Raw genomic sequence first — 25,529 nt, 5'->3', positions numbered from 1 at the left:
GTCCCGGTTCCGTCCCCGGGACCTCGTCACGGAGGCCGTCGCCGGCATGCTCCAGCGCCCCGCGCGGTCCGCCCTCACGGCGCTGGGCACCGTCCTCGGTGTGGGGACCTTCGTCACCGTACTGGGGCTGACCGCGACCACCTCGTCCCGGATCGACTCCCGCTTCGACCGGTTCACCGCGACCGAGGTGACCGTCGAGGACGTCGCCCGGCAGCAGGACGAGTTCGCCGGGCCCGGCTTCCCCGAGGACGCCGACCGGCTGGTCCGGCGGCTGAACGGGGTCCGGCACGCGGGGGTCTACTGGCCCGTCAGGCTCGGCGACGGCACCACCGTACGGTCGTCCCCGCTCGAGGAGGCCCGCGGGGAGCCGGCGGAAGTGGTGGCGGCGTCCCCCGGCGTACTCGCGGCGGCCGAACCCGTCGTCTCCCGGGGGAGGCTGTACGACGCCTATCACGCGGACACCGCCCAGCCCGTCGCCGTGGTCGGCGCCGGAGTCGCCGCCCGGCTCGGCATCACCGGCCTCGACGGCGCCCCGGCCGTCTTCATCGGGGACCAGCCGTTCACCGTGACCGGGATCATCGACGACACCGAACGGAAGGCCGATCTGCTGCTGTCCGTCGTGGTGCCCACGACCACCGCCCAGCGCCTCTGGGGACCACCGGCCGACGGCGCCCGGATGCTGATCACCACCGAACTGGGCGCGGCGCGGCAGATCGCCCGGCTCGCGCCGACGGCCCTGCGGCCCGACCACCCGGAGTATCTGAAGGCCGTGCCGCCCCCCGACCCGCGGACCCTGCGCGGCGATGTGACGGGCGAGCTGGAGCGGCTGTTCCTGCTGCTCGCCGGGGTCTGCCTGGTCATCGGAGCGGTCGGGATCGCCAATACGACGCTTGTGGCGGTGCTGGAGCGGACCGGCGAGATCGGGCTGCGCCGGGCGCTCGGCGCCCGCCGGCGGCATATCTCGGCGCAGTTCCTCGCGGAGTCCGGGGCGCTGGGTGTCCTGGGCGGCCTGGTCGGGACCGCGGTGGGGACGGCGACGGTGGTCGTCGTGGCGGTGGTACGGGACTGGACGCCGGTCGTCGACCCCGTGACGGTGGCCGCGGCCCCGGTGACCGGTCTCGTCACCGGTGTGGTGGCCGGGCTGTATCCGGCCTGGCGGGCCTCGGGCATCTCCCCGGCCGACTCCCTGCGGCGCTGACCCCGACGGCACCGCCCGCCTCCGGACCCGGAGGAGTGCGGACCCGGAGGGGTACCCGTCCTGTCCCGATCGTGTACGCGCGTACGGACCCGGGCGGGTACGCGTCCGGCCCCGGGGCACGGACATGCTCCGGGGCCGGGTTCCACGAACCGCCCCGGGCGCCCGTCGTGGGCGCCCGGGAACGGGCTCAGCTGGGGTTCAGCTTGATCGCGAAGTTGTTGAAGATGGACCACACATCGACCCAGGCCACCCCGCCGCTGCATTCCTTGGCGGCGTTGCAGCCGGTGCCGTAACTGATGATGCCGTTGAGCTGGCGCGAGTCGGGGTCGTTGATCGTGATCACCGGGCCGCCGCTGTCACCGCCGCGGCCGACGATTCCGCCGTAGTGGGGGACGCCGTAGCTGCCGCGGATGGTGTAGCCGTCGATGGGCCAGGTCGCGTTGCCCGCGTACACCGTCCGGATGTTGCAGACGACCTTCGAGTTGTAGCCGAGCTGACAGGTGAAGTCGTTGACGGCGACGTTGCGGACGCCGTTGAGATAGCGGACGTATCCCGCCGCGTCCACACCGTCCCAGGTGTAGCGGTAGGTCGGGGTCTCGATGAACAGGGAGTCGATCTCGGGACGCTTGAACTTCACCTGGCCGACGTAGTTGCCGCCCACGGCGTAGACGTGGTCGCCCACGTTGTAGCAGTGCCCGGCGGTGACCAGCCACTGACGGCCGTCCCAGGTACTGATCGCGGGGATACCGCTGGTGCACTGCGAACGGCCGCCGTAGCTCGGGCCGAGCGCCGCCGCCGCGTAGAACGGGGCGCTGTCGTTCTCCCGGCTCAGTGGCGCGGCCCCGGTCGACTCGGTGATCCGGAGCGGAGTCGCGGACGCCTCCTCGCGGTCCTTCGCCACGGACGGCGTGGCGAAGTAGGCGCGGGCGGCGGCCGGGTCGTCCACCATCAGATCGATCGTCCCGCCGTCGACGGAGGGACCGGCCAGGGCGATGTCGAACGGGAGATCGCGCCGCGAGGTCAGTGCGGTGATCTCGGCGTCGAGCTGCTTGCGGGTCTTCTTGCCCGCGACGACGTCGATGAGTCCGGTATCGACCCTCGGCGCGGTACGGCGGACGTCCGCCAGGAAGTCGGCGCCCGCGGAGACATCGGTCAGATAGACCTTGACCGAACGGTAGTCGGTGCCCAGGGCGACCTGGGTGTACACATCGGACCTGGTGCTCCCGCCCACCTTCGCCACGGCCTCCGCCGCGGCGCGCAGCGGGGCCAGCACCTCGGCCTGCCGCTCGGGACTCATCTTCGCCACCTGGTCGGCCGAGAGCGGATCGGCGCTCCCGGCCTGGGCCGCGACGGTGCTCAGCGGCAGCAGGAGCAGTGCTCCCACGACCGCCCAGGTACGCCGCACGGTGATTCTCATCCGTTCCCCCTTCGAACGGCCCCGCGACGCGGGGTCCTTCTGTGGTCACCCGGGACGGTAGGAACAGAGAGAGATGTCGACAAGGGAGTGTGCGAGGGTGCGTCGGGAGACGCGGAGGCGTGCGGAGGCGGCGACGGCGTACGAGGCGCGTGAGCGCGTCGGGAACCCGGGGGACGACCGTTGCCGCTCCCGTCGGTGCCGGTGCCGACGGTCCGTCAGTCGGCCCGGCCCTCCTCGGACGGCACCGGTCGCAGCCTGCGGCCCACCAGCCGGAAGAACGCGGCCTCGTTGCCCGCCATGCCGAGCGCGTCCAGGGCCCGGTCGGCCTCCGCCATCGGCGCGGTGAGCAGGGGCAGGGCCGGAACGGGACGCCCGGAGTCGTCGAGTACGGCCCGGGTGGCGCTGAGCAGCCGTACATACGCCTGGGCCGCGGTCGTTTCCGGATCGGTCATATCGCTTCCCCCACAGAGCAGTCGCGGTTCGCGGTTCGCGTTCGTCCAGCATCTCGCGGACCACTGACATTCCCCGGGGAACCGCTCGCCGGACGGCGTGCCGCGGGCGGCCGGGCACACGGAGCGGCCGGGCACACGGAGCGGCCGGGCACAGGGACGGGGCCGGCCCGGTCGGCGGGGCCGGCCCCGTCCAGGTGACGATGCCACCGTACGGAGCGTCAGACGATGTGCTCCGCGATCTCCGCCTGCTCCCGCGCCGAGCCGTACGACGGCGGGGTGCTGTACGAACGCCTGGCCACGAACCACCAGACCGTGGCCAGGCCCAGGACCGACACCAGCGCCACCGAGGCGTAGTTCATGGTGTCCACGGTCACCGGACTGGACTGCGGCAACAGGAAGAGGACCGTCACACAGACCACCCACACCACCGCGATCCAGCCGATGGGCTTGCTCCACCGGCCCAGGGTCCACGGACCCGGCTCGAACCGGTCACCGGCCCGCAGCTTCAGATAGACCGGGATGATGTAGGCCGGGGTGATCCCGATGACATTGATCGCGGTCACCGCGCCGTACGCCGTACTCGACCAGAGCGACGGCAGCGCCAGCACCCCGGCGAAGCACACCGAGAGCCAGACCGCCGGTACCGGCGTGAGGGTCCGGCGGCTGACCCGGCGCCACAGCTTCGACCCCGGCAGCGCGTTGTCCCGGCTGAACGCGAACACCATCCGGCTGGCCGCCGCCACCTCCGCGTTGCCGCAGAACAGCTGGGCCACGATCACCACCAGGAGCAGCGCGGCCGCGCCCCCCGAACCCAGGGCGTCCAGCAGGATCTGCGCCGGTGGCACCCCGGTCTCGCTGTCCAACGCCCCGTTGTAGTCCTGGATGGCGAAGGTCAGCGCCGTCAGCAGGACGAAACCGGCGATCCACGACACCCAGATGGCCCGGACGATGCCCTTGGCCGCCGACACGGAGGCGTTCGACGTCTCCTCCGACAGATGCGCCGACGCGTCGTACCCGGAAAACGTGTACTGGGCCAGCAACAGGCCGATCGCCGCCACGTAGAGCGGATTCTCCCAGCCCGTGTTGTTCACGAATTCGGTGAACACGAACTGCGGCGACTGGTGGTTGTCCGGCACGATCGCGATCGCGCCGACGATGAGACCCACTCCGCCCAGATGCCACCACACGCTGACCGAATTGAGCAGGCTGACCAGCTTCACCCCGAAGAGATTGAGGGTGGCGTGCAGCAGCAGAATGGCGAGGAAGATCAGAAAGGTCGAGCCGGGCGTCGGATCGAACCCCCACTGGAGATTGAGGAACGCCCCGATGAACAGGGCCGCGCCGTAGTCGATACCCGCGATCGCGCCCAGCAGACCCAGCAGATTCAGCCAGCCGGTGTACCAGCCCCATTTACGGCCGCCGAGTCGGTCCGCCATGTAGTACAGCGCGCCGGAGGTGGGGTACGCGCTGGTGACCTCGGCCAGGGCCATGCCGACGCAGAGCACGAGCAGCCCGACGCCCAGCCAGCCCCACAGCATCACCGCCGGGCCGCCGGTGTTCATGCCGAAGCCGTACAGGGTCATCCCGCCGGAGAGGATGGAGATCACGGAGAAGCTGATGGCGAAGTTGCCGAAGCTCCCCATCCGGCGGGCGAGGACCGGCTGATAGCCGAGCTCCCGTAGCCGTTGTTCCTCGTCGACGGGTTTGGCGGCGCCCTTCCGGGCACGTCGGGGTGGCGCGAGTGACATGAGAGACCTCCGTGAGGACGGATCTGCGGACTGTCGCCGGGCGCGTGCCGGGGTGGTGTGCTCAGTAGCCCGCGTCGCGCGCGGCGGTGAAGCACCGGCTGCGGGCCCGGAGGAAGATCTCCTCGGCCAGGCCCGGATCGCCGGGGTTCTGGGAGCGGTACTGCCAGGGCGGCGGGGTGTAGAACGGCCCCAGCGCGTCGAAGACCCGGGAGGCCTCGACGAAACGGCCCGCGCCCCACAGCGCGTGGGCCAGGTGGTTCAGATCGAGCAGGGACGTCGCGTACGGATCGGCGCGGTCGAACCAGCCGTCCAGCGCCAGGACCGCCTCCCGCAGGGCGTCCTCCGTCACCCAGTGCAGATCCAGGGCGCGCTCATGGCCTCGGTCGCGGCGGTAGCGCTCGACCCGGACGAAGAGCGGCAGCACCAGCAGCGCCGAACCCGCGGGAGCCGTCGAAGCCGCCCACTGGACGAAGTTGACCGCTTCCGACAGATGACCGCCGGACTTGCGCGCGTACACGAACTGGAGCATCCGGTGGTACGCCTCGCGGTTGTACGGATCGCGCCGGTGCGCCTCCGACAGCAGTCCCCACGGGCCCGGGAAGAGCATCGGTCCCGGCGGTGGCTGGCGGTGCTCCTCCAGACGCTGCTTCTCGTCGAGTTGGGCGAGGGCGAGCAGACAGACCCACGGCACCGGGTCGTCGGGGCCGTGCTGTGCGGCTATCCGGCACGCCTCCCACGCCTCGTGCCACCACTCGGGGGTACGCGCGTGGTTCTCCCGGTGCGCCCGCAGCGCCCGCTCGACCGCGACCCGGCACTGCATGACATGCCCGGCGACCGATTCCGGTTCCTCCGTGAGCCAGGCCCGTACCGCGTCCGAACCGGCGGCGACAGCCCCGAGCACCTGGGTGCGCTGCGTCCACAGGCCCCAGCCGCGGGTGCCGTCCAGCAGATTCCGCGTCGAGAGCCAGCGGCCCGTACGTAAGTCCTGTACGGCGGTGCGCAGTTCTTCGTCGTGGCCCGCCGGATGGTAGACGGGACGGAACTGGTCCTGGGCCATCAGCCCGTCGCCGATCCCGCCGCCGGACCGAGGCGGGTGGGGACATCCGGGCAGGACTGTCTCGACGTCATCGACATGAGCCCTCTTGAGAACGGTGGGGGGTGGCTTCGGCGGGTGGAGAGTCCACTCCACCCTCTGTTGCGCGCCGATCTTACTCATCCCGTCGATTCCGACAAGAAGATGACGAGGATCGATCACCTGGCGAGACAACTGGGTTGTACACACGATGAGTTGAATACATTCCAGCGGTTTTCGCACGGTCGTGAACGGTGAAGACCGTGATGGAGCCGACGGTAATGATCAAGAAGTTTCGGAAGGTGTCCTGGTCGCCGGGGAATGCCGCCCTCCGCGTATCGGAGACGGGCTTCGGCGGGCGAGGCGATCCGACGGGAACCGGCGCACCGGTTAACCGGCGAGCGCCGCCGCGAACGAACGGGTAACAACCCGAACCAACGAGTAACAACGAGAATCAACGAGAATCAACGAAAAGCCAAGCGCCAAGGATCGCCCGCTGTTGTCCGCCCCTGAAACGTCCTGTCCGAAATCCGCCGGAACCAGACCGGTTCCTTCCCCATACTGGGCCCATGAGCAGCCAGGACACCAGGACGGACCGGCAGAGGGACCGTACGGCGGGCACACCGTACGCCGACAGCCGCTACGAGGCCGTGGCCAGCCGAGACGCCCGCTTCGACGGCATGTTCTTCTTCGCCGTCGCCACCACCGGCATCTACTGCCGCCCCAGCTGCCCCGCGACCACGCCCAAGCGGGAGAACGTGACCTTCTACCGCACGTCCGCCGCCGCCCAGGGCGCCGGATACCGGGCCTGTCGCCGCTGCCGCCCCGACACCGTCCCCGGATCCGCCGAGTGGAACGCCCGGGCAGATGTCGTCGGCCGCGCCATGCGCCTCATCGGGGACGGGATCGTCGACCGGGAGGGCGTCACCGGTCTCGCCGACCGGCTCGGCTACAGCGCCCGCCAGGTGCAGCGCCAGCTCAACGCCGAAGTCGGCGCGGGCCCCCTCGCCCTCGCCCGGGCGCAGCGCGGCCACGCCGCCCGCGTCCTGCTCCAGACCACGACGCTGCAGGCCGCGGAGATCGCCTTCGCCGCCGGATTCGCCAGCGTCCGGCAGTTCAACGACACCATCCGGGCGATCTACGCCGCGACCCCCACCGAACTGCGGGCCGCCCGTCCGGGCCGGGCCGCGCACACCGTACGGCTCGCGCCCGCCGCCGACGGGACCGCGGGCGTCCCGCTGCGGCTGGCCCATCGCGGCCCCTACGCCGCGGCCCAGGTCTTCGACTTCCTGGCCGCCCGCGCGCTCCCCGGCGTCGAGGAGATCACCGGCGCCCCCGGGCGACGGGTCTACCGAAGGACCCTGCGGCTGCCGGGCGGTCCCGGGATCGCCGAGGTCGCCGAGGCCGTCGGGGGCCGGGGCGGCGGAACGGGCTGGCTGGAGTGCCGGCTGCGACTGAGCTGTCTGCGCGATCTGACCACCGCGACCCACCGGATGCGCCGCCTTCTCGACCTCGACGCCGATCCGCTCGCCGTCGCGGAGCACCTGGGCGCCGACCCGGCGCTCGCCCCGCTGGTCGCCGCCCGCCCCGGGCTGCGCGCGCCCGGCGCCGCCGACCCCCAGGAGACCGCGATCCGGATCGCGGCCGGCGCGGACGGCCCAGGACGGTCCGGGAAGGGCCCGGCCGCCGCGCTCGTCACGGCGTACGGGGAAGCGCTTTCCGAGCCCAGTGGCGGACTCACCCATCTCTTTCCGGAGCCGGGCGCCATCGCCGCGGCTGCGCTGGACGAATTTCCGGCGCCCCGCCGCGCGCCCCTGCGCGCCCTCGTCACCGCCCTCGCCGACGGTACGGTCCCGCTCGACCCCGGCACCGACCGGGCCGAGACCGAACGGCTGCTGATCGCCCTGCCCGGGATCGGGCCCAGGACCGCGGCCCTCATCCGGATGCGCGCCCTCGGCGATCCCGATGTCTGGCCCTCCGGGGACCCGGCCCTCGTGGCGGCCCTGCGGCGCGCGGGGGCGACGCCCGCGGGACAGCGGGCGTGGCGGCCGTGGCGTTCGTACGCCGTCCACCACCTCATGGCCCCCTGAGGCCCGGGCCCCGGAAGGACCGGCTGCCCGGAAACAGCCGGGAAGAGTAGGATTCGAGGAGAGATTCCTGGTAGGGCCCACGGCAGGTGATGGTCATGGCGGACAGTGACTTCTACACCCACGACCGCCCTCCGGAAGCGAGCCTTCCGGAGGACCGCCCGCGCGGCACGGGCAGGGATCCGGCGGGGCCGAAGCTGCCCCACAGCACGCTGTGGCGGATCGTGGTCGTGGTCCTCGCGATCATCGTCGTGATCTGCTTCGGGATCATCCTCTTCCCGTGAGCCCGTGAGCCCGTGAGCCCCTGGGCCCCTGGGCCCCTGGGCCCCTGGGCTTGTGAAGTGCGCGGAATCGGGCGCGCCCCGACCGTCCGGATCCAGCCGAAAGGCCACGTCACCCGTCACATACCGTCTGGACGGATTGTAGTGGGTCGACTACGTTCCGCCCCATGCTTGCCGTAGACCTCGTCCGCCGGGGCGCAGCACGCTTCGCCGGACGTACCGCCCTGTACTACGGGGACCGTGCCCTGACCTTCGCCGAGGTCGACGGGGCGGCCAACCGCATGGCCCGGGTCCTGATCGGACTCGGCGCCCGCCGCGGCGGCCGGATCGGACTGCTCGTCGGCAACGGCCCGTGGTCCCTCTCCGTCGACATCGCCTGCCTCAAGACCGGCTCCGCCCGGGTACCGCTCAACGGCCGGCTCTCCGCGGCCGAGCACACCCGGATGCTCCTGGAGACCGGTGTCATCCTCCTCGTATACGGCCCCGAACTCGCCTCGCGCGCCCGGGAGCTGAAGGACGCCCTGCCCGGCCTCGTCCTCCTCAGGCTCGGCCCCGCCGACGCCTCCGGCGACACCTCCGGCGAACCCGACGCCCTCGACCTCCTCGCCGCGGCGGGGGACGCCGACCCGTCCGACCCGCTCGTCCCCGCCGCCGCCGACGATGTCACGATCATCATGTACACCTCCGGCACCACGGGAGTCCTCAAGGCCGCCCAGCACACCCAGGCGAGCTCCGCCGCCGTGACCGCCAACATCCTCGCCAACCTCGGACGGCCCCGGCGGGACGACGTGATGCTCCACTCCGCGTCCCTGATCCACGCCAGTGGCGCCTTCGTGCTGCCGTACTGGATCAGCGGCGCCGCCTCCGCCGTCCTGCCCGGCTTCACCCCCGACTCCTTCCTCGACGCCATTCCCCGCTACCGCGTCACCGCCGTCAATCTCGTCCCCACCATGCTCGGCATGGTCTTCGCGACGGACCGCGCCGAGGGCACCGACCTCGGCAGACTGCGGACCGTCGTCTACGGCGCGAGCCCGATGCCCCGGCCGCTGATCGAGCGTGCCGTCGCCGCCTGGGGGCCGAAGTTCGTGCAGTACTACGGACAGACCGAGGCCCCGCTGGCCATCACACTGCTCGACAAGGACGACCACGCCGAGGGCGGCGAACTGCTCGGCGCCGCCGGACACCCCTCCACGGACGCCGAGGTCGCCGTCACCGACGCCGAGGGGAATCCGCTGCCCGCGGGCGAGATCGGCGAGATCCGGGTACGGGGCCCCTTCACCTCCGTCGGCTACTACCGGGCACCCGAGCTGACCGCGGCGACCCGTACCCACGACGGCTGGATACGCACCCGCGACCTCGGCCGCTTCGACGACCGCGGCTACCTCCATCTCGTCGACCGCAGCGGCGACATGATCGTCACCGGTGGGTACAACGTCTATCCGCGCGAGGTCGAGGACGCGCTCGCCGCCCACCCGGCCGTCGCCCTGTGCGCCGTCGTCGGAGCGCCCGACGACACCTGGGTGGAGTCCGTCACGGCCTTCGTCGCCCTCCGTCCCGGGGCCGGGGCCGGGGCCGACGAGCTGCGCGCCCATGTCCGGGCCAGGCTCGCCGGATACAAGGTGCCCAAGTCCGTCCGCTTCGTCGACTCCATCCCGATGTCACCGGTCGGCAAGGTGCTGCGCAGGGCGCTGCGCGACCCCCTCTGGGAGGACGCCGGATGACGGCGGCGGTCCGGGTGGCGCGCGAAGGGCCGGTGACCACGGTCGTCCTGTCCCGGCCCGAGGTCCGCAACGCCGTCGACGGACCCACCGCGGCCCGGCTCGCCGACGCCTTCCGCCGTTTCGACGCCGACCCGGACGCGTCGGTCGCGGTGCTGTGGGGCGAGGGCGGGACGTTCTGCTCGGGCGCCGACCTCAAGTCCGTCGGCACGGAGCGCGCGAACCGGATCGCCGCCGATCGCGAAGGGCCGCTCGGCCCCACCCGGACCCGGCTCGCCAAACCGGTGATCGCCGCCGTCGCCGGACACGCCGTCGCGGGCGGACTCGAACTCGCCGCCTGGTGCGATCTGCGGGTGGCCGAGGAGGACGCCGTCTTCGGAGTGTTCTGCCGCCGCTGGGGCGTACCCCTGATCGACGGCGGTACGGTACGCCTGCCCCGGCTCGTCGGCGAGAGCCGGGCCATGGACATGATCCTGACCGGCCGTCCGGTGTCCGCCCCTGAGGCGTACGCGATGGGGCTGGTCAACCGGCTCGTCCCGGTGGGGGAGTCCAGGGCGGCGGCCGAGGAACTCGCCCGGGAGATCGCCGCGTTCCCCCAGCGGTGTCTGCGCTCCGACCTGGCGGCGGTCCACGCCGGGCACGGTCTGCCCGAGCCGGAGGCGCTCGCCGCCGAGTACCGGCACGGCCGGATCACCCTCGGCACGGGCGAGGCCGCGGCGGGCGCCGGCCGGTTCGCCCGGGGCGCGGGCCGCCACGGCGCCCCCGGCCCCGGCTGAGCCGTACGCGCCGCGAAGCACTCGGCCGCCCCGGCACCGTACCGTCGCCGCCAAGCGCCAAGCGCCAAGCGCCAAGCGCCAAGCGCCAAGCACTCGGCCGCCCCGGCGCCGTACCGTCGCCGCGGAATCCGCGACGACGGCGCCCGGCCGGTTCGATCAGCCCTCGGTCCAGCCGTGGTTCTTGCCGAACTGGAGCAGCGCCTGACGGATCTGCAGAAGCTGCTCCCCGGTCAGCGACGGCGCCGCCGCCAGCAGCACCTCGGTCAGTTCACCCCGGAGCTCCTCCGGGGTGAACACGTCGCACAACGAGTCGTCCCCGTCCGCGGCCGTCCGCGCCACCGACGGCACGGAAGCCGGTACGGCACCCGTCCCGGGACCCGGGGGCCGCCCGCCGACCCCGCTCACCGGCGGGGGCGGCGCCGCGCCGTCGGCGAAGCGCACCGACGACGCCTTCAGCCCCCGGTCGCCCTCCTCGACCTCGAACTCCACGGCCAGCCCCGAGCGCACGTACTGCTCGGGGATCAGCAGATCGTTCACATGCAGGAACACGTCCTCCCCGCCGTGATCGGGAGCGATGAAGCCGTAACCCCGCATCCCGTCGAACCGCACCACACGACCGGCGACCATGCCAACAACCCCCAAACCCATCCGGGCCCTGTGCCCGGATGACCACCTGGGTAGACGATAAGCCCGCAGAGCGCGCCACGGGAGGACCCGCCGTGCACCGGGGGTAGCCTCCTGCACACAGACCGCCCCCGCTGTGGTCAAATGTGAACAGCTGTGCGGAACACGGGGGTTGGGACCGGTCGAGGGCGGCCGGGGAGAGCCGGGACGCACCCGGCGGCGCACGGCCGACGGGCGGCCGGCGTGCGGAGCCAGGGGGAGTGGTCGCAGGTGGGCGAATGGCACGGACACGGGACGCCCGCCACGCCCCGGCCCGCCGACGGGCCCCGCGGCGACGGCCCTCGCGTACCCGGTGTCGCCGGTCCGGCCGGCCCGGCGGATGCTCCGGCGTTCCGGTGCTGAGCCGTGCGGAACTCTGACTACTATCTGCCGGCCGTGGCCCTGACGATCGCGTTCATCGCCAAACTGCCGTCGCTGTGGCACGGCTGGCGCGACCCGCTGGTGCGCTATGTGTGCTTCCTCATCCTCACCGGGGCCGCCTGCTTCTTCTTCGCCTCACCGCCCACCATCTCCGCGGTCAACCGCGTCACCGGCGTCGCCAACTTCTCCGGACCCCTGGTCTACACGATCACCGCCTCGTTCAGCGCCGCCTGTCTCCTGCTCATCGTCAACTGGCGCGGCGGCCCCGAGGACCGGGTCCGGCTGGCCTCCCGGCGCTGGCTGACCCTCTACGCCGTCGTCATCACCGCCATCCCGGTCCTCTTCGTCCTCGGCGACGCGCCGGTGGAACGGCTGCGCGACCTGGACACGTACTACGCCACCACCCCGTTCATCCGCGAGATGATCGTCACCTACTCCGCCGCCCATCTGCTGTCGGCCGTGGTGACGACCTGGATGTGTCTGCGCTGGGCGCGGGCCGTCACCGGATGGCTGCGGGCCGGACTGCTCGTCCTGGTCGCCGGGTTCGGCCTGAATCTCGTCTTCGCGCTGACCAAGCTGTCCGCCGTGGTGGCCCGCTGGACCGGCCGGGACTGGGACCACCTCAGCACCACCGCCGCGCCTCCGATCGTCGCCCTCGGCGGTCTCGTGGTCACCTGCGGTTTCCTGCTGCCGCTCGTCGGCCCCCGGCTCGGCGCCTTCGCCGGCGGCTGGGCCGCGTACATCCGCCTGGGCAGGCTCTGGCGGCTGCTGAAGGACACCCGCCACGAGGCCGACGCCGCGTTCCACTCCTCGATCCCCTGGTGGTCCGACGCCGATATGCGGCTGACCGTACGGGAGACGGGCATCCACGACGCCCTGCTCCGGCTCCACCCGCGGCTCGACGACGGGATCCGCCGCCGGACCCTGGACCGGCTCACCGGCCGGGGGCCGGACGCGGTGCCGTCGCTCCGGACCGCCGAGGCCGTCGCGATCGCCGCGATGATCCGGTACGCGGTCACCGGCCGGCCCGGGCACCCGGACAGCGACGACCGCGCCGCACCGCCGGAGTCCGCCGACGGCTCCGGGGCCGACGCCCTGGCCGACTTCCTCGCCCCGGGCCGGCGACGGCTCCTTCTGCTCTCCCGGGCCCTCGGCTCCTCCGAGGCGGCCCCGGGCGCCCCGGACGCCGCCACCGATACCACCGCCGCCGCGCCGGAGCATCCGGCCCGTCCAGAAAGCCGATCCGCTTCATGACTTCGATGTCCTCGCCCGAGCCGACCGCCCCGCCCCGCACCCCGGGGCGGCCCGTCCGCGCCGTCGTCATCGGCGGCGGGCTGACGGGGATGCTCGCCGCCCAGGTCCTGTCCCGGCACGCCGACGAGGTGACCGTGGTCGAACGGGGCGAACTCCCCGAAGGGCCGCGCCCGCGCAAGGAGATCCCGCAGGCCCGGCACGTCCATCTGCTGTACTCCGGCGGCGCCCGGGTGATCGAGGACCTGATACCCGGCGTCACCGAGGGCTGGCTGGCCGCCGGGGCCCGCCGTATCCCGCTGACCGGCGGGCTGGTGTCCTACACCGCCCAAGGCTGGCTCAGACGCTGGCCGGTCGAGATGCAGTTCATGATCGCCTGCACCCGTGACCTGCTGGACTGGGGCGTACGGGAACGTGTGCTGCGCCGCCGTACGGTGCGCCTGCTCGACCGGCACGAACTGCTCGCCCTGACCGGCACCCGCCACGGTGTCACCGGTGTCCGGGTCCGCACTCCCGACGGCGCCGAACGGACCCTCGACGCCGACCTCGTCGTCGACGCCTCCGGGGCGGGCTCCCGGATCCGGCACCGGCTGGCGGAGATCGGTGTCACCGGTATCGAGGAGGAGAAGGTCGACTCCGGGCTCACCTATGCCAGCCGCTTCTACCGGGCCCCCGCCGGAGCCGAGAACTTCCCCGTCGTCAACGTCCAGTCCGCGCCCCGCGCCCCCGTCCCCGGCCAGACCGCGACCATCGTGCCCGTGGAGGACCGCCGCTGGCAGGTCACCCTCTCCGGCACCCGGGGCGGCGAGCCCACGGGCGACCCGGACCTCTTCGAGAGCTTCGCCCGCGGCGTACGCCACCCCGTGGTCGGGCAACTCCTCGCCCGTACCGAACCCCTCCCCGGTGACATCGCTGTCAGCCGCAGTACCGTCAACGGCCGCCGCTACTTCGAACGGGCGCCCCACTGGCCCGAGCGCTTCGTGGCCCTCGGCGACAGCGTGGCCACGTACAACCCCCTCTACGCGCAGGGTATGAGCGTCGCCGCCCAGGGGGTGGCGGCGATGGAACGCGAACTGGTCCGCGCGGCCCGGCTCGACACCCCCGGCCTGGCCCGGCGGATCCAGCGGGCCGTCGCCGAACCCGCCGACCTCGCCTGGCAGATCGCCACCTCGCAGGACGTCCTCTACCCCGGGACCACGGTGGAATCACGGGGCGGACGCCCCCGGTCGACGGCGCTCGTCGCCGCCTACGTCGACCGGCTCACCGAGTCCGCGACGGGACGGATGAGCGTCACCCAGGCCCTCTTCGACGTCATCACCCTCTCCGCCCCCGCCACCCGCTGGCTCCACCCGGACGTCGTCGTCGCCGCCCTCCGCGGCCCGGGCCGCCGCCAGCTGGAAGCACCCCCGCTGACCGCCAAGGAATGGGAGGCCGTCGGCGGGAACGATACGAACCGGCCATAAGTCCGGGCAGGCGTGATCGGCCGGTACGCCGACCGGGTCCCTCCTCCCGGGCCCCGGCGGCGCGCCGGTGAGCGCGCACGGTCGTGGAGCCCACCCACCAGGCGTGGCCGCCCGGATCCGGCGACGGCGTCTTGAGCGGTGCCGCGCCGACCTCGCCGTCGCCGTCGTGGCCATCGCCCCGCTCGTCGCACTCGCCCCCGGCGACCGGCCGGGCCCTCGCCCGTACGAGGTCCGGGCCGCGGAACGGGCCGAGGACCGACTCCTCGGCGCCCGCGGGCGCGAACCGACCGGCCCATCTCCGGACGGCCGAAGTGCCGCTCGCCCCGCCCCCGTCGCACGGCCGGCGCTACTTTCGGACACGGCCCCGGTACGGTCCTCGTCCGGGACACGGACCCTGTGGCGGAGCACCCCCGGGCGTCCCTAGAGTGAACCGTGACGGCCGCCGTCCGGGCAGTCGGCGCGGAGACGTCCGCCGGTCGGCCGGACCACCGGCCCGTGCGGAGACGAGAATCCGGGAGCGGCACGTGGGCACCAGGCGCGAGATGCGCAGACTCCGGGGCGAACTGGCGCGCGCGGTCGAGCGGGAGTGGCCGGGGCCCGATCCCGACGCCGTCTTCAGCGTACTGTGCGACCGTCTCCGGGGACTGCGCGGCCGGCCCGTGGTGCACCGGCTGCTGCCCTTCCCACCAGGGACCGCCAGCGGTCTCTACCTCGACACCGCCGACCGGGACATCATCTGTGTCGAGGAACGCACCAGCCTCCTCCACCAACTGGTCATCTTCGGCCACGAGGTGTGGCACATGGCCGCGGGACACTGCTCGGCCCACCCCGACGGCGTCGGCACCGCCGCCCGGATCATCGGTGACGACGTCGATCTGACGGCCGTCGTCCAGCGGCTGGCCCTGCGGACCGGTTTCGCGGCCTCGGAGGAGGCGGAGGCCGAGCAGTTCGGCGTCGACCTCGCCACCCGGTTGCGGCCCTGGGTGGAACGGACCGGCAGCGGCCCGCGCAGCCCGCTGGAGCGGCGCATCGAGGAGACGCTCTCCCATACGTCCCCCGGGCCCGGGCTCCTTCCGAACCCCACGACCGTCCGGTTGTCCCGGTTATCCCGGCCCGCCCCGCCCCCGGGCCCTCCGGACGACGACGGGCGCCGCACCGGCCGTCCGGACGGGCGGGACTGACCGACCCGTGCGCAGCACCGACTACTACGTTCCCGCGGCCCTGCTCACCGTCGTCCTCGCGGCCAAGATGCCCGCCCTCGTCCGCGGCCGGGACAGCCCCCTGATCCGGTCCGTGTGCGCGCTGATCGGCGCGGCGGCCCTCTGCTTCCTCTTCGCGGCGCCGCCCACCATCTCCGCCGTCAACGAGGTGACGGGGATCCCCAATGTCTCCGCGCCCCTCGTCTACTCGATCATGGGCGTCTTCGACTGCTCCTGCCTCGTGCTGATCGTCAACTGGCGCGGTGGACCGCCGGACCGGGTACGGCGCCGGATCCGGCAGTGGATCGCGGTGTACGCAGCGGCCACCGCCGCCGTGCCCGTGCTTTTCCTGCTGGGCGACGCGCCGGAGGAGCGGCTGCGCGATCTGGACACGTACTACGCGACGACGCCGTACATCCGCGAGATGATCGTCGTCTATCTCGGCGCGCATCTGGTCTCCGCGACCGTCACCACCGTGGTGTGTCTGCGCTGGGCGCGGCTGGTCGGCGGCTGGCTGCGCGCCGGTCTGATCGTCCTCGTCGCCGGCTTCCTGCTGAACTGGGCCTTCGGCGCGGCCAAACTGACGGCGGTGACGGCCGCCTGGTTCGGCGAGGACTGGTCGCGGCTGAGTACGGGTGCCGCCCCGCCGATCGCGGCCGTCGGCGCCCTGGTGATGGCGGCGGGCTTTCTGATCCCTCTGGTGGGGCCGCGCGTCGGCGAGCAGGCCACCTCGTGGACGACGTACCGCAGGCTCGCCCCGCTGTGGCGGCTGCTGCGGGCCACGCCGGGGGAGACGGCGGGCGGTACCGGCGCCTCGGTGTGGGCGTCGCCCCGTACCCGCCGCACGGTGCGCGAGACCCTGATACACGACCGGCTGCTGACCCTCGGGCCCCATCTCGACGACGGGGTACGGCGCACGGCGCGGCAGCGGGCGGTCGCGGGCGGCGCCCGCCCGGAGGACGCCGAGGCCATCGGGCTGGCCGCGATGGTGCGTACGGCGGTCGACCGCCGGATCCCCGAGGCGAACGGCGCGGACGACGCGAACGACGCGAACGGTGTGAACAACGCGGACGGCGCCGACGGCTCCCCGCCGGACGGGGGTTCGGGTACCGGGCCGTGGGAGGCGTCCATCGGGGTGGTGGCCCTGAACGCGGCGGTCAGGCCCGGTGGCGACGGCCTGGTCCGCCTCTCCCTCGCGGTGGGACGCGTACCGGTACCGGCGGACGGGTGACCGCCCCGGGGCCGCCGGCCGTGGGCCGGGTGACACCCACGCCCACGGCCCCGGGGACGCCCCGCCCGGTCAGACGCGTTCGATGACGAAGACCTGACCGTCCGATGCGGTGCAGCGGCTCATCACGGCCTCCACCCCCGCCTCGTCGGAGTCGTCCTTGATCCCCGCACAGCCCCGGCCATCGACCCGGAGGACGAACCTGCCCGCGCCGGGTGTCCCGGACGGCTCGATATGGAAACGGCTCGCCATCGAGCAGTCGTCCCACGGCTCCAGCAGCCCCCTGCCCGAGCCCTCGCCGAGGGCCTTGAGACAGCCGGTGCCGTAGTCGGGATGGTGCCAGAGCACGCGGTACGAGTCCCCGCCCATCGGCTCCAGCGTCGTCGACTGGGGAGCCACCTCCTCACAGGGCCGCTGGACGGCGACCAGCGGGGTGTGGCGCCGGTCGGTCACCCGGCCGTCGGTGAGGCACAGCTCCGGTGCCGACAGCGGTCTCAGCCGGACATAGCCGTCCGGGGGCGCGGCGGCGGACATCCTCTCGGTGTCCCGCGGCCCCCGGTCGGGCTCGTCGGACGCCGCGCCCACCAGCCAGACGGAGAGCCCGGCGACGACGGCGGCGGCAGCGGGCAGCGTCGCCAGGACGGACAGCCGCCTCCGCCGCCGGTGTTCCGGGCCGTCACCCGGGCCGTCACCGGGAGAGGTGTCCTGGACGGCGACGGCAGTCCGCGCCCCGTCCCGGGTCCCGGGCCCGCCGGGCGCGAGCGCGAGGGCGCCGTCACCGCCGCCCTCCGGGTCCGCTCCGGCGGACCGGCGCGGTCCGTGTCCGGTCCGGCCGGCGCGTCGCCCGGCGAGCCGGGCCCGCGCCTCCAGCCATTCCTCCATCCGGTCGCCGTCGCCGCAGACATGGACGAAGGCGGTCAGCAATTCGGGTCGAGGCAGACCACGGCCGTTCAGCACGGCGGCGCACGTACTGCGCGGCAGTACGTCGCCGCGCCGGGCGGCGGCTTCCTCCAGGCCCCGGTACGTCAGACCCGACTGTTCTTTCAGGCCTCGTAACAGGGCGGCGAAATCGGCAGCGTCCCGCGCCTCGCGCGGTGACAGTTCACGCTGGTTCCCCACCTCGAACATGCTTGCCGATATCCCGAACGACCACCAGAAGAGTTTCGGTCACGCCCGAAAGTGGTGAGTGATCGGACGGGACGGCGGCCGGGACGGTCGCCATGTCCCGGACAATGTCCGGGACATGGCGATCCTCTCCGGCGCCACCTGCGGCGACGATGTCCCACCGCGACGGGGTGCCGGACGCACTCCGCCATCTCGTGCTCCCGGACTGTCCGTTACCGGGATTTCGGCGAAGCCCCAACGGCCCACGCCGTCAAGGGTTTCGACCGCTCGCCGACGCAATAGGTTGTGCCGGTGGGCGCGTCGGAGGAGGGACACACGCCGACCGATGGACGTCTCGACGCGGGGAACAAGGGGGTACGGGTGGACGCCCCGGGCTCCGCGCCGCACCACGGGCCCGATGACCGCGCCGTCCCCGCCGCACGACGGGGCCGGCTACCGCGCACTCCTCCACGAGCCGCCGAACACCCTCCGGGGCGCCGGCGGGGGCCCGTATCCGTGCGCGGGGGAGTGACGGCCGACCCCGGGCCTGTGGGGCCGTGGCTCACTCCGGGATGCGGCCGGTGTCCCGTCCCCGGCCGGGCTCGGCATGCGTACGGGGCCGCCGGGGCCGCCCGCCCGGTCCGGCGCCGCTGGTGGCACGCTGGAGAACGGCTGGTTTAGGGGTCTCTTAGGGGTTTCCAGCCGGACGGCTCCGAATTACGTTGACGGCGAGTACCGGCCGGAACCGCCGGGCCCGCCGCGGCGGGCGCCGTTCGGACTTGCCGGACTCCGTGAGACCAGGACGCTGCGAGATCGCCGCCGCACCTGCGACCGGCCGCAGCGGACGTCGAGAGGAGTTTCCCGCATGACCGTGGCCCGGCCGAATGTGGTCCTCCGTGGCTGCACCTCGCCCTATCTCGCCGAGGAGCAGCGAATACGGCATGTCCCCGACCCCGGCGAGAAGGTGAAGTTCCTCTTCGGCAACCGCTACGAGCACTTCGTCGCCACCTCCGAGTGGGTGAACCACGAAGGCGAGACCCTGCGGGTCTTCGCCTGGGCGGGAGCCACCAGCCCCGCCGAGTGACCCGGGCGCGGGGGCTCGTACCAGAAGAGCCCGGAACGCGAACGGCGTTCCGGGCCCCACCCACGACTGGCGGAGAGTCCTAACCCTCCACCCATCCGTGCTTCCTGCTGAACCGCAGGAGCCCCTCGCGGACCTGAAGGATCTGCTCACCCGTGAGCGTCGGCGCGGCGGCCAGCAGCACCTCCGTCACCTCCTGCCGGAACTCGGCGTTCCGCAGGACGTCGCAGAGTGTGTCGTCGCCTTCGACCGGCCGGGCCGGCGCCGCGCCCACCACCGGCACCCGCGGTACCACCGCACCCTCGGCGAGCCGGACATCGGCGGCCTTCAGCCCCCGGTCGCCCTCCTCGATCTCGAACTCCACCTCAAGACCCGAGCGCAGATACTGCTCGGGAAACCGCAGATCGTTGACGTGGAGGAAGACGTCCTCCCCCTCGTCGTCCGGAGCGATGAACCCGTAGCCCCGTGAACTGTCGAACCTCACCACGCGACCGGCAACCACGTCACAACCCCCAAAATGCCCTCTAGCCCCAGAAGGGCCACTGTTCCGCCGAGGATAGGACATCGCCATCCAGACCGGAGAGCCCGGGGGCCGAGTGGCGGCCGGGACTGCCGGGACGGCCGGGGTGGAGGGGGCCGAGGAGAACCGACGGCGGCCCGGCGCGCCGGGCGCGTCCCGTGATGGCATCGCCGTATGGAGACGACCCGGCGGATGCTCATCGTCGCGTACGACGACGCCCAGATCCTCGATATCGCCTGCCCCAGCGGCGCACTGGACATCGCCAACCGGTACGGGGCCGACCCGCCGTACACCATCGAACTCGGCACCCTGGGGCGCCGGGCCGTCCGCAGCTCCACCGGGATCGTGCTCGGCGCGGGACGACGCCTGGAAGGGGTGACGGGACGCCTCGACACCCTCATGGTGGTCGGCGGGGCGGGCTCGGACGACGCCGCGGCCGACCCGCGGCTGCTGACCCAGGTGGTACGGCTCGCGGAGCGCAGCCGCCGGGTCACCTCCGTCTGCACCGGGGCCTCCGTCCTCGCCGCGGCCGGCCTGCTCGACGGCCGCCGGGCCACCACGCACTGGGGCTACGGCGACCGGCTCGCCGCCCGGCATCCCGAGGTCGCCGTGGATGTGGCGCCGCTGTACATCCGGGACGGGAACGTCTACACATCGGCGGGTGTCACCAGCGCCCTGGACCTCACGCTCTCCCTGATCGAGGAGGACCACGGCGCGTCGCTGGCCCGCGCCGTCGCCCGGGAACTGGTGACGTATCTGCACCGCCCCGCCGACCAGGCGCAGCTCAGTGTGTTCCTGTCGGCCCCGCCGTCAGGGAGCCGCGCGGTCGGCGAGCTCATGGCCTACGCGGCGGCCCATCTCACCGCGGACCTCGGCCCCCGCGCGCTCGCGGCCCGCGCCGGGGTGAGTACCCGCCATCTGACCCGGCTGTTCACGGCGCACCGGGGGACGACCCCGGCCCGCGCCGTCCGGGCGGTACGCACCGAGGCCGCGGCGCAACTGGTCCGCTCCTCCCGGCTCTCCCTCGCCGCCGTCGCCCGACGCTGCGGATTCCGGTCGGCGGGGACCCTGCGGCAGGCGTTCATCGACCACTACGGCATGAGCGGGGACACGATCCGCAGGATGCCGGACATGCCCGCGGCGCAGGCGCCGCCGGGGCACGAGACTCCCGCGGTATGACGACGACACCAACACCCCGAGCGGCGGCGTCCCGCCGGGCCCTGATCCGTACGACCGCGGCCGCCGGAGCCGCCCTCGCGACCGGAGCCGCCGCCGCCCCGCGCGCGTCGGCCGCCGAACACCCCAGGACACGGAAGGCGCCGGGCCCCCGGGTGGGCGTCGTGCTGTACGACGGCTACAGCCTGCTGGACCCGACGGGCCCGGCCGAGGTCCTGTCCCGGCTCCCCGGCGCCGAGGTGACGATGATCGCCGCGCGCCGGGGACCGGTCCGTACCGACACCGGCGACGTCCGCGTGATGGCGGAACGCGCCCTGGCCGAGGTGGACCGGCTGGATGTGCTGGTCGTCCCCGGAGCGGGCAACCGGGGCACGGTCGCCGCCATGAACGACCGCGAACTGCTCGCCTGGATCCGGCGGATCCACCGCACCAGCCGCTTCACGACCTCCGTCTGCACGGGCAGCCTGGTACTCGCGGCGGCCGGACTGCTCGACGGGCGGGAGGCGACGACGTACTGGGCCTCGGCGCCGTATCTGGAGGCCTCGTTCGATGTGACGTACCGGCCCGAACGGTATGTCCGCTCGGGCCGGATCATCACCGCGGCCGGGGTCTCCGCCGGTCTCGACATGTCCCTCTATCTGGCGTCGCTGATCGCCGGGGACACCACGGCGGAGGCGATCCAGCTCGCCCTGGATTACGACCCCCGGCCCCCCTTCGACACCGGGAACGCCGCCGAGGCCGACGACCGGCTGAAGGCACTGGCGCTGCGGCTGCTGGAGGAGTCCCAGGACCCGGGCGCCTGACGGGGCGTACGCGGGGCGGCTCCCCGGCAGACGTCCGGGGGCGCCCCGCGGGGGTCAGCCGAGCGGCTCGGACCTGATCTGCCGGACCGAGAGCGGGGCGCTCCAGTCCCGCTGCCCGGCCGCCGACAGCGCGTCGAGCGCCGCGGCGGCCCGCTCCATCGACTCGGTGGAGACCCCCGCCTCCCGCGCGGTGGCGATCTTGTTCGCCGCCGCGGTCCGCTGGACGTCGAGGCCCTGGACGATCCGCGGGGCGGTGCCGTCGGCGCGATGCGCGTCGATCTCGGCCGCGAACGCGGGCATGATCCGGGTCATATTCGTCAGCCAGGGCACCAGATGCTCCGTGACCCCGGCGGCCGTGCCGCCCTCACGGGCCACCGCCAGCGCCACCGCGTGGTGGAAACCGTCGTACATCATGTCCATGGCTGCCAGCAGCGCCTGGTCGTAGAGGGCGGCGAGACCCACGTCGGGGCCGAGGTAGTGCGCGGCGCCCAGGTCCGTCAGCACCGCCCGATGCCGGTCGAGAACGCTCTCGTCGCCGCTGTAGAAGACGAACGCGTCATCGGTGGCGATCGTCGCGGGGATCGCCATGATCCCGCCGTCGAGGTACTCCGCGCCGTGTCCCGCGGCCCAGCCGGCGAACTCGGCCGCCTGGGCCGGGGTCCCGTTGGTCAGATTCACCAGCGCGCGGCCGCGCAGCTCCGCCGCGGCGGGTCCGAGGACATTGTGTACGGAGTCGTGGTCCAGCAGACAGACGACGACGAGGGTCCCGGCGCCGACCGCGGCCGCGGGGGAAGGCGCGAGCGTCGCGCCGCGCTCCACCAGCGCGTCCGCCCGGGCCGGCGTACGGTTCCAGACCGTCACCCGCCGCCCCGCGTCCAGGAAGGCCGCCGCCAGGGCCCGGCCCATCTCCCCGAGCCCGATCACACTCACCGTCTCGTCGCTCGTTCCGCTCATCCCGCGCACTCCCACCCGTCCCGTGACACCTGCCGTGTCCCCCCACCCTCCGGTCCGCGCCCCCGCCCGGCAAGTACTGACTTCGAGGTGCGTTCCTTACCTCCAGGTGCGCGACACCGCCCGGCCGCCCGGCCGTCGTCCCGGGGAACGGCGCCGGCCGACAAAAGCCGGCCGGCGCCCCCGGACACCCCGGAAACTCGATGGCGGCACCCGTGACCAGGGGCGATCATGACGCCCATGAGCGACGCACCCGCACGATGGACAGAGGCGACGGTCTACCCCGATATGTGGGCCGACCCCGACCTCGACCCCCGCAACAACGACGAGACCCCGGAGGGTGAAGCGGCCACCCTCCTGGACTTTCTGGCCAACTACCGGCTGACCCTGCGGATGAAGTGCGAGGGCCTCGACCCGGAGCAGCTGGCCCGCCGCTCGGTACCGCCGTCGACGATGTCCCTGCTCGGCCTGGTCCGGCATCTCGCCGAGGTCGAACGGGACTGGCGCAACTGGATCACCGACGGCGAACCCCTGCCGAAGCTGTACGGCAGGCGGGACGCGGACTTCGACGGCGCGGTCGCCGACCGGGCCGTGGTCGACGCCGCCTTCGCCGACCTCGCGCGCGAGCAGGCCGCGACCGACGCCGCGCTCGCGGGGTTCGGGGATCTCGGCGAGCGCGTGGGCGACGACCGGATCTCCGTACGCGAACTCATGGTCCACCGGATCGACGAGTACGCCCGCCACAGCGGCCACGCCGACCTGCTGCGCGAGTGCGTCGACGGCCGCGTGGGCCAGTGACGCCAGCCGGACCGGACCGGCTCGGACCGGACTGAGCCGAGGCGACCGAGCAAGCCGTTCAATCCGGTGCGGAACGCCGGATCACTTGCGCCAGAAGAGGTGGTGCGTCACCCCGCTCGGACTGGGCACGACATCCAGATGGAACCGGTCGAGCAGCTCCCCGGGCGAATCCCAGAGCCGCAGTCCGGACCCGAGCCGCATCGGTGAGACCGCCACATGCAGGGTGTCGACGAGGTCGGCGTCGAGGAACTGGCGGATGGTGGTGACCCCGCCGCCGAGCCGGACGTCCTTGCCGTCCGCCGCTTCGCGCGCCCGTTCGAGGATCTCCGCGGGTTCCCCGGAGACGAAGTGGAACGTGGTGTCGGAGAGGGTGAACGACGGACGCTCGTGGTGGGTCAGCACGAAAACCGGCGTGTGGAAGGGGGGTTCGTCGCCCCACCAGCCCCGCCACTCGTCGTCCTGCCAGGGGCCCCGCAGGGGACCGAACTTGTTGCGGCCCATGATCTCGGCGCCGATGTTGTGCGGAAAGTCGCGGGTGAAGTAGTCGTCCAGGCCCCGGCTGCCCCCGGGATCCGTACGCATGGGCCAGCTCGCCGTCGCGCCCGCCCAGGCGAACAGCCGCCCGGGATCGACATGGCCGAACGGTCGCTCCAGGCTCTGGTCCTCGCCGGCGCCGATGCCGTCGCTCGACACATTGAAGTTCTGGACTCGCAACAACTGGGGCATATGTTCCTCCCGGGGTCGGTGTCAACGGTGGTGAGACTCTTCGGGAGGGGTGAACTCATCGCCGGTCCACGGTCCTCCGGGAAGATTCTCGGCCGACGCCGCGCCCGATCCCGGCGGCGCGCCGCCGGCCGGGGTCCCCTTCCGGCCGGACACCCGCGGAGTCGCGGGGGACTCCGCGGCCGGCCGGCCGGAGCGATGGCGTCCGAGGACGGTCAGTGGTCCCCGGCGACCCCCGACAACTCGTTGGTCGACCGGGGCAGGGACACCGAGGCGACCTTCTTGCCGGTGGTCAGATCGATGGCGTGCAGGGCCTTCTTCCCCGGCTCGGATACGTAGGCGGTACGGCCGCGGACGAAGAGGGTGGGCCTGGCCCCCTGCCAGTCGAGCGGCTCGTGCCAGGCGCCCACGACCGGAATCCTCTTCGCGACCTTGCCGCTCACCGGGTCGACGACATGGATCCTGCCGTCGGTCCCGAGGACGAGCGCCTCGCCGTGCGGTCCGCGGGCGAGTGACCGGAACGAGTAACTGGTGCCCAGCTCGACCAGGCGGATCCGGTTCTTCCCGGTATCGATCAGGGAGACCCGGGTCGGCCGTTCGCGCTCCGCCTCCGGGTCCGTCTTGTAGTCGCCGAGGAGGACCGGCGAGTGCGGACTGCCCGCCTGGTTGCCGATCCGGCCGTACGCGTCCGGCGCGTCGATCTTCGTGAACGCGCCGTCCTTGTAGACCAGGACACCGTCCTCGCAGCCCACCGCGACGGCCCCGCCGCGGGCCGCGGCCTCGCCGTGCACACCGGGGCAGTTCTCGGCGCGGGCGATCTCCTTGTCGTTCCGGTCCAGGACCAGGGCCCCGGTGCGCTTCTCCTCGGTGCCGACCGTGGTGAGGAGCTCGCCGCCGGCCAGCCCCACGGCGACGCCGTGGTGGGGCACGGCGACGGTGTGGGTACGGCCCTTCGGCCGCTCGCCGCCCGCGAGATCGGCCGGGTCGAACACCTCGACCTTCCCGGTCCCGTCGGTGAACAGGGCCGTCTTCCCGGCGTGCCGGACGACGTGGCCCGGCTTGGCGCCCTCGTACACGATGTCGGTGAAGGCCTGTTTCGACGCGTTCAGGAACAGGAACCCCTTGTCGGTGGAGACGACGACATGGTCGTGGTCCCCGGCGGGGTTGACCCGGTTGAAGCCGGGCGCGGTCAGGGTCGCGGCGAGCTTCAGGCTGGTGCCGTCCAGGACGTAGAGACCGCCGTCGAAGGTGGCGACCAGCGGGTCCTTCACCGGTACGGAGGGTGTGGCGGCGGGCGCGTCGCCCGGCGAACCGGCGCGGGAGGAGCCGGTATCGCCCCCGCAGGCGGTGGTGACCGCCGACAGGGCGAGGACGAGGGCCGTCCCCGTCAGGACTCTGGTACGTGCGGATGGCCGCATGGTGGTGTTCCTCTCGGAGTG

23 protein-coding genes are annotated in these 25,529 nt (G+C 73.0%); 13 read left to right on the top strand and 10 right to left on the bottom strand.

Annotated elements, in window-relative coordinates; genetic code table 11:
- The first annotated feature begins 46 nt into the window (after nucleotides 1–46).
- Nucleotides 47–1,198 (top strand): ABC transporter permease, encoded by a 1,152-nt coding sequence (locus ACFXG1_RS01335; RefSeq protein ID WP_384740131.1) that lies wholly within the window; start codon nucleotides 47–49, stop codon nucleotides 1,196–1,198.
- Nucleotides 1,199–1,385: 187 nt separating this feature from the next.
- Here ACFXG1_RS01335 and ACFXG1_RS01330 read toward each other — a convergent pair whose 3' ends face one another.
- The 4 genes from ACFXG1_RS01330 to ACFXG1_RS01315 all read right to left on the bottom strand — a co-directional run bounded on the left by ACFXG1_RS01330 (nucleotide 1,386) and on the right by ACFXG1_RS01315 (nucleotide 5,872).
- Nucleotides 1,386–2,615 (bottom strand): hypothetical protein, encoded by a 1,230-nt coding sequence (locus tag ACFXG1_RS01330; protein WP_384740128.1) that lies wholly within the window; start codon nucleotides 2,613–2,615, stop codon nucleotides 1,386–1,388.
- A gap of 215 nt (nucleotides 2,616–2,830) precedes the next feature.
- Complete coding sequence (locus tag ACFXG1_RS01325) at nucleotides 2,831–3,067, bottom strand: hypothetical protein (protein WP_384720093.1); 237 nt, start codon at nucleotides 3,065–3,067, stop codon at nucleotides 2,831–2,833.
- Between the two features lie 218 nt (nucleotides 3,068–3,285).
- Nucleotides 3,286–4,815, bottom strand: coding sequence for an amino acid permease (locus ACFXG1_RS01320; protein ID WP_384740125.1), 1,530 nt, complete (start codon nucleotides 4,813–4,815; stop codon nucleotides 3,286–3,288).
- Between the two features lie 61 nt (nucleotides 4,816–4,876).
- Nucleotides 4,877–5,872, bottom strand: a complete 996-nt coding sequence (locus tag ACFXG1_RS01315; protein ID WP_384719821.1) for a hypothetical protein — start codon at nucleotides 5,870–5,872, stop codon at nucleotides 4,877–4,879.
- A 584-nt stretch (nucleotides 5,873–6,456) separates the two neighbouring features.
- Between ACFXG1_RS01315 and ACFXG1_RS01310 the strand changes: the two genes are divergently transcribed.
- From ACFXG1_RS01310 to ACFXG1_RS01295, 4 genes are all read left to right on the top strand, one after another.
- Complete coding sequence (locus ACFXG1_RS01310; protein WP_384740121.1) at nucleotides 6,457–7,977, top strand: AlkA N-terminal domain-containing protein; 1,521 nt, start codon at nucleotides 6,457–6,459, stop codon at nucleotides 7,975–7,977.
- A 95-nt stretch (nucleotides 7,978–8,072) separates the two neighbouring features.
- Nucleotides 8,073–8,258 carry a hypothetical protein gene (locus ACFXG1_RS01305; protein WP_384721616.1) on the top strand — a complete coding sequence of 62 codons (186 nt, stop codon included), beginning with the start codon at nucleotides 8,073–8,075 and terminating at the stop codon, nucleotides 8,256–8,258.
- Between the two features lie 164 nt (nucleotides 8,259–8,422).
- Nucleotides 8,423–9,976 (top strand): class I adenylate-forming enzyme family protein, encoded by a 1,554-nt coding sequence (locus ACFXG1_RS01300; protein ID WP_384740119.1) that lies wholly within the window; start codon nucleotides 8,423–8,425, stop codon nucleotides 9,974–9,976.
- The gene (locus ACFXG1_RS01295; protein ID WP_384721622.1) at nucleotides 9,973–10,749 is read left to right on the top strand and encodes a crotonase/enoyl-CoA hydratase family protein; all 777 of its coding nucleotides are present in this window, start codon (nucleotides 9,973–9,975) and stop codon (nucleotides 10,747–10,749) included. The genes ACFXG1_RS01300 and ACFXG1_RS01295 overlap by 4 nt, the downstream gene beginning before the upstream one ends.
- Nucleotides 10,750–10,905: 156 nt before the next feature.
- On the opposite strand, the gene ACFXG1_RS01290 is transcribed toward ACFXG1_RS01295, so the two are convergent.
- Nucleotides 10,906–11,376, bottom strand: coding sequence for a cold-shock protein (locus ACFXG1_RS01290; protein WP_384740116.1), 471 nt, complete (start codon nucleotides 11,374–11,376; stop codon nucleotides 10,906–10,908).
- Nucleotides 11,377–11,778: 402 nt separating this feature from the next.
- Here ACFXG1_RS01290 and ACFXG1_RS01285 point away from each other — a divergent pair, with 402 nt between their 5' ends.
- From ACFXG1_RS01285 to ACFXG1_RS01270, 4 genes are all read left to right on the top strand, one after another.
- A complete protein-coding gene (locus ACFXG1_RS01285) occupies nucleotides 11,779–13,047 on the top strand; it encodes an MAB_1171c family putative transporter (RefSeq protein ID WP_384740113.1) in 1,269 nt (422 codons plus the stop codon).
- Nucleotides 13,044–14,507, top strand: coding sequence for an FAD-dependent monooxygenase (locus tag ACFXG1_RS01280; protein WP_384740110.1), 1,464 nt, complete (start codon nucleotides 13,044–13,046; stop codon nucleotides 14,505–14,507). Before ACFXG1_RS01285 ends, ACFXG1_RS01280 begins: the two co-directional genes overlap by 4 nt.
- Nucleotides 14,508–15,031: 524 nt before the next feature.
- Complete coding sequence (locus tag ACFXG1_RS01275) at nucleotides 15,032–15,688, top strand: toxin-antitoxin system, toxin component (protein WP_384721562.1); 657 nt, start codon at nucleotides 15,032–15,034, stop codon at nucleotides 15,686–15,688.
- A gap of 7 nt (nucleotides 15,689–15,695) precedes the next feature.
- Nucleotides 15,696–16,937, top strand: coding sequence for an MAB_1171c family putative transporter (locus tag ACFXG1_RS01270; RefSeq protein WP_384740107.1), 1,242 nt, complete (start codon nucleotides 15,696–15,698; stop codon nucleotides 16,935–16,937).
- A gap of 69 nt (nucleotides 16,938–17,006) precedes the next feature.
- Here the strand turns inward: ACFXG1_RS01270 and ACFXG1_RS01265 are convergent, their stop codons facing one another.
- Nucleotides 17,007–18,053, bottom strand: coding sequence for a helix-turn-helix domain-containing protein (locus tag ACFXG1_RS01265; protein WP_384740104.1), 1,047 nt, complete (start codon nucleotides 18,051–18,053; stop codon nucleotides 17,007–17,009).
- Nucleotides 18,054–18,903: 850 nt separating this feature from the next.
- Between ACFXG1_RS01265 and ACFXG1_RS01260 the strand changes: the two genes are divergently transcribed.
- Entirely contained in the window at nucleotides 18,904–19,122 is a 219-nt protein-coding gene (locus ACFXG1_RS01260) for a DUF5988 family protein (protein ID WP_384723572.1), read from the top strand.
- 79 nt (nucleotides 19,123–19,201) lie between these two features.
- Here ACFXG1_RS01260 and ACFXG1_RS01255 read toward each other — a convergent pair whose 3' ends face one another.
- Entirely contained in the window at nucleotides 19,202–19,621 is a 420-nt protein-coding gene (locus tag ACFXG1_RS01255) for a cold-shock protein (RefSeq protein WP_384740100.1), read from the bottom strand.
- Between the two features lie 192 nt (nucleotides 19,622–19,813).
- On the opposite strand from ACFXG1_RS01255, the gene ACFXG1_RS01250 reads away from it, so the two are divergent.
- On the top strand, nucleotides 19,814–20,818 hold the full coding sequence (locus tag ACFXG1_RS01250; protein ID WP_384721543.1) for a GlxA family transcriptional regulator: 1,005 nt from the start codon (nucleotides 19,814–19,816) through the stop codon (nucleotides 20,816–20,818).
- A complete protein-coding gene (locus ACFXG1_RS01245; protein ID WP_384721540.1) occupies nucleotides 20,815–21,618 on the top strand; it encodes a DJ-1/PfpI family protein in 804 nt (267 codons plus the stop codon). The genes ACFXG1_RS01250 and ACFXG1_RS01245 overlap by 4 nt, the downstream gene beginning before the upstream one ends.
- A 54-nt stretch (nucleotides 21,619–21,672) precedes the next feature.
- On the opposite strand, the gene ACFXG1_RS01240 is transcribed toward ACFXG1_RS01245, so the two are convergent.
- Entirely contained in the window at nucleotides 21,673–22,572 is a 900-nt protein-coding gene (locus tag ACFXG1_RS01240) for an NAD(P)-dependent oxidoreductase (protein WP_384721537.1), read from the bottom strand.
- A gap of 228 nt (nucleotides 22,573–22,800) precedes the next feature.
- On the opposite strand from ACFXG1_RS01240, the gene ACFXG1_RS01235 reads away from it, so the two are divergent.
- Nucleotides 22,801–23,367, top strand: a complete 567-nt coding sequence (locus tag ACFXG1_RS01235; RefSeq protein WP_384740096.1) for a DinB family protein — start codon at nucleotides 22,801–22,803, stop codon at nucleotides 23,365–23,367.
- Between the two features lie 81 nt (nucleotides 23,368–23,448).
- Here ACFXG1_RS01235 and ACFXG1_RS01230 read toward each other — a convergent pair whose 3' ends face one another.
- Nucleotides 23,449–24,093: a dihydrofolate reductase family protein gene (locus tag ACFXG1_RS01230; protein WP_384724001.1), complete on the bottom strand. Its 645-nt coding sequence runs from the start codon at nucleotides 24,091–24,093 to the stop codon at nucleotides 23,449–23,451.
- A 212-nt stretch (nucleotides 24,094–24,305) separates the two neighbouring features.
- Complete coding sequence (gene aztD / locus ACFXG1_RS01225; protein ID WP_384740092.1) at nucleotides 24,306–25,508, bottom strand: zinc metallochaperone AztD; 1,203 nt, start codon at nucleotides 25,506–25,508, stop codon at nucleotides 24,306–24,308.
- Nucleotides 25,509–25,529 lie beyond the last annotated feature (21 nt).

This window comes from Streptomyces sp. NPDC059248, assembly GCF_042753905.1.
GTDB lineage: Bacteria > Actinomycetota > Actinomycetes > Streptomycetales > Streptomycetaceae > Streptomyces.
This window is presented reverse-complemented; position numbering and strand designations above follow the sequence as displayed.

Excerpts from the sequence above, each read along its gene's own strand:
- ACFXG1_RS01335 (WP_384740131.1), top strand. The coding sequence starts at position 47 with ATGCTCCAGCGCCCCGCGCGGTCCGCCCTCACGGCGCTGGGCACCGTC.
- ACFXG1_RS01330 (WP_384740128.1), bottom strand. The coding sequence starts at position 2,615 with ATGAGAATCACCGTGCGGCGTACCTGGGCGGTCGTGGGAGCACTGCTC.
- ACFXG1_RS01325 (WP_384720093.1), bottom strand. The coding sequence starts at position 3,067 with ATGACCGATCCGGAAACGACCGCGGCCCAGGCGTATGTACGGCTGCTC.
- ACFXG1_RS01320 (WP_384740125.1), bottom strand. The coding sequence starts at position 4,815 with ATGTCACTCGCGCCACCCCGACGTGCCCGGAAGGGCGCCGCCAAACCC.
- ACFXG1_RS01315 (WP_384719821.1), bottom strand. The coding sequence starts at position 5,872 with ATGGCCCAGGACCAGTTCCGTCCCGTCTACCATCCGGCGGGCCACGAC.
- ACFXG1_RS01310 (WP_384740121.1), top strand. The coding sequence starts at position 6,457 with ATGAGCAGCCAGGACACCAGGACGGACCGGCAGAGGGACCGTACGGCG.
- ACFXG1_RS01305 (WP_384721616.1), top strand. The coding sequence starts at position 8,073 with ATGGCGGACAGTGACTTCTACACCCACGACCGCCCTCCGGAAGCGAGC.
- ACFXG1_RS01300 (WP_384740119.1), top strand. The coding sequence starts at position 8,423 with ATGCTTGCCGTAGACCTCGTCCGCCGGGGCGCAGCACGCTTCGCCGGA.
- ACFXG1_RS01295 (WP_384721622.1), top strand. The coding sequence starts at position 9,973 with ATGACGGCGGCGGTCCGGGTGGCGCGCGAAGGGCCGGTGACCACGGTC.
- ACFXG1_RS01290 (WP_384740116.1), bottom strand. The coding sequence starts at position 11,376 with ATGGTCGCCGGTCGTGTGGTGCGGTTCGACGGGATGCGGGGTTACGGC.
- ACFXG1_RS01280 (WP_384740110.1), top strand. The coding sequence starts at position 13,044 with ATGACTTCGATGTCCTCGCCCGAGCCGACCGCCCCGCCCCGCACCCCG.
- ACFXG1_RS01260 (WP_384723572.1), top strand. The coding sequence starts at position 18,904 with ATGACCGTGGCCCGGCCGAATGTGGTCCTCCGTGGCTGCACCTCGCCC.
- ACFXG1_RS01250 (WP_384721543.1), top strand. The coding sequence starts at position 19,814 with ATGGAGACGACCCGGCGGATGCTCATCGTCGCGTACGACGACGCCCAG.
- ACFXG1_RS01245 (WP_384721540.1), top strand. The coding sequence starts at position 20,815 with ATGACGACGACACCAACACCCCGAGCGGCGGCGTCCCGCCGGGCCCTG.
- ACFXG1_RS01240 (WP_384721537.1), bottom strand. The coding sequence starts at position 22,572 with ATGAGCGGAACGAGCGACGAGACGGTGAGTGTGATCGGGCTCGGGGAG.
- ACFXG1_RS01235 (WP_384740096.1), top strand. The coding sequence starts at position 22,801 with ATGACGCCCATGAGCGACGCACCCGCACGATGGACAGAGGCGACGGTC.
- ACFXG1_RS01230 (WP_384724001.1), bottom strand. The coding sequence starts at position 24,093 with ATGCCCCAGTTGTTGCGAGTCCAGAACTTCAATGTGTCGAGCGACGGC.
- aztD (WP_384740092.1), bottom strand. The coding sequence starts at position 25,508 with ATGCGGCCATCCGCACGTACCAGAGTCCTGACGGGGACGGCCCTCGTC.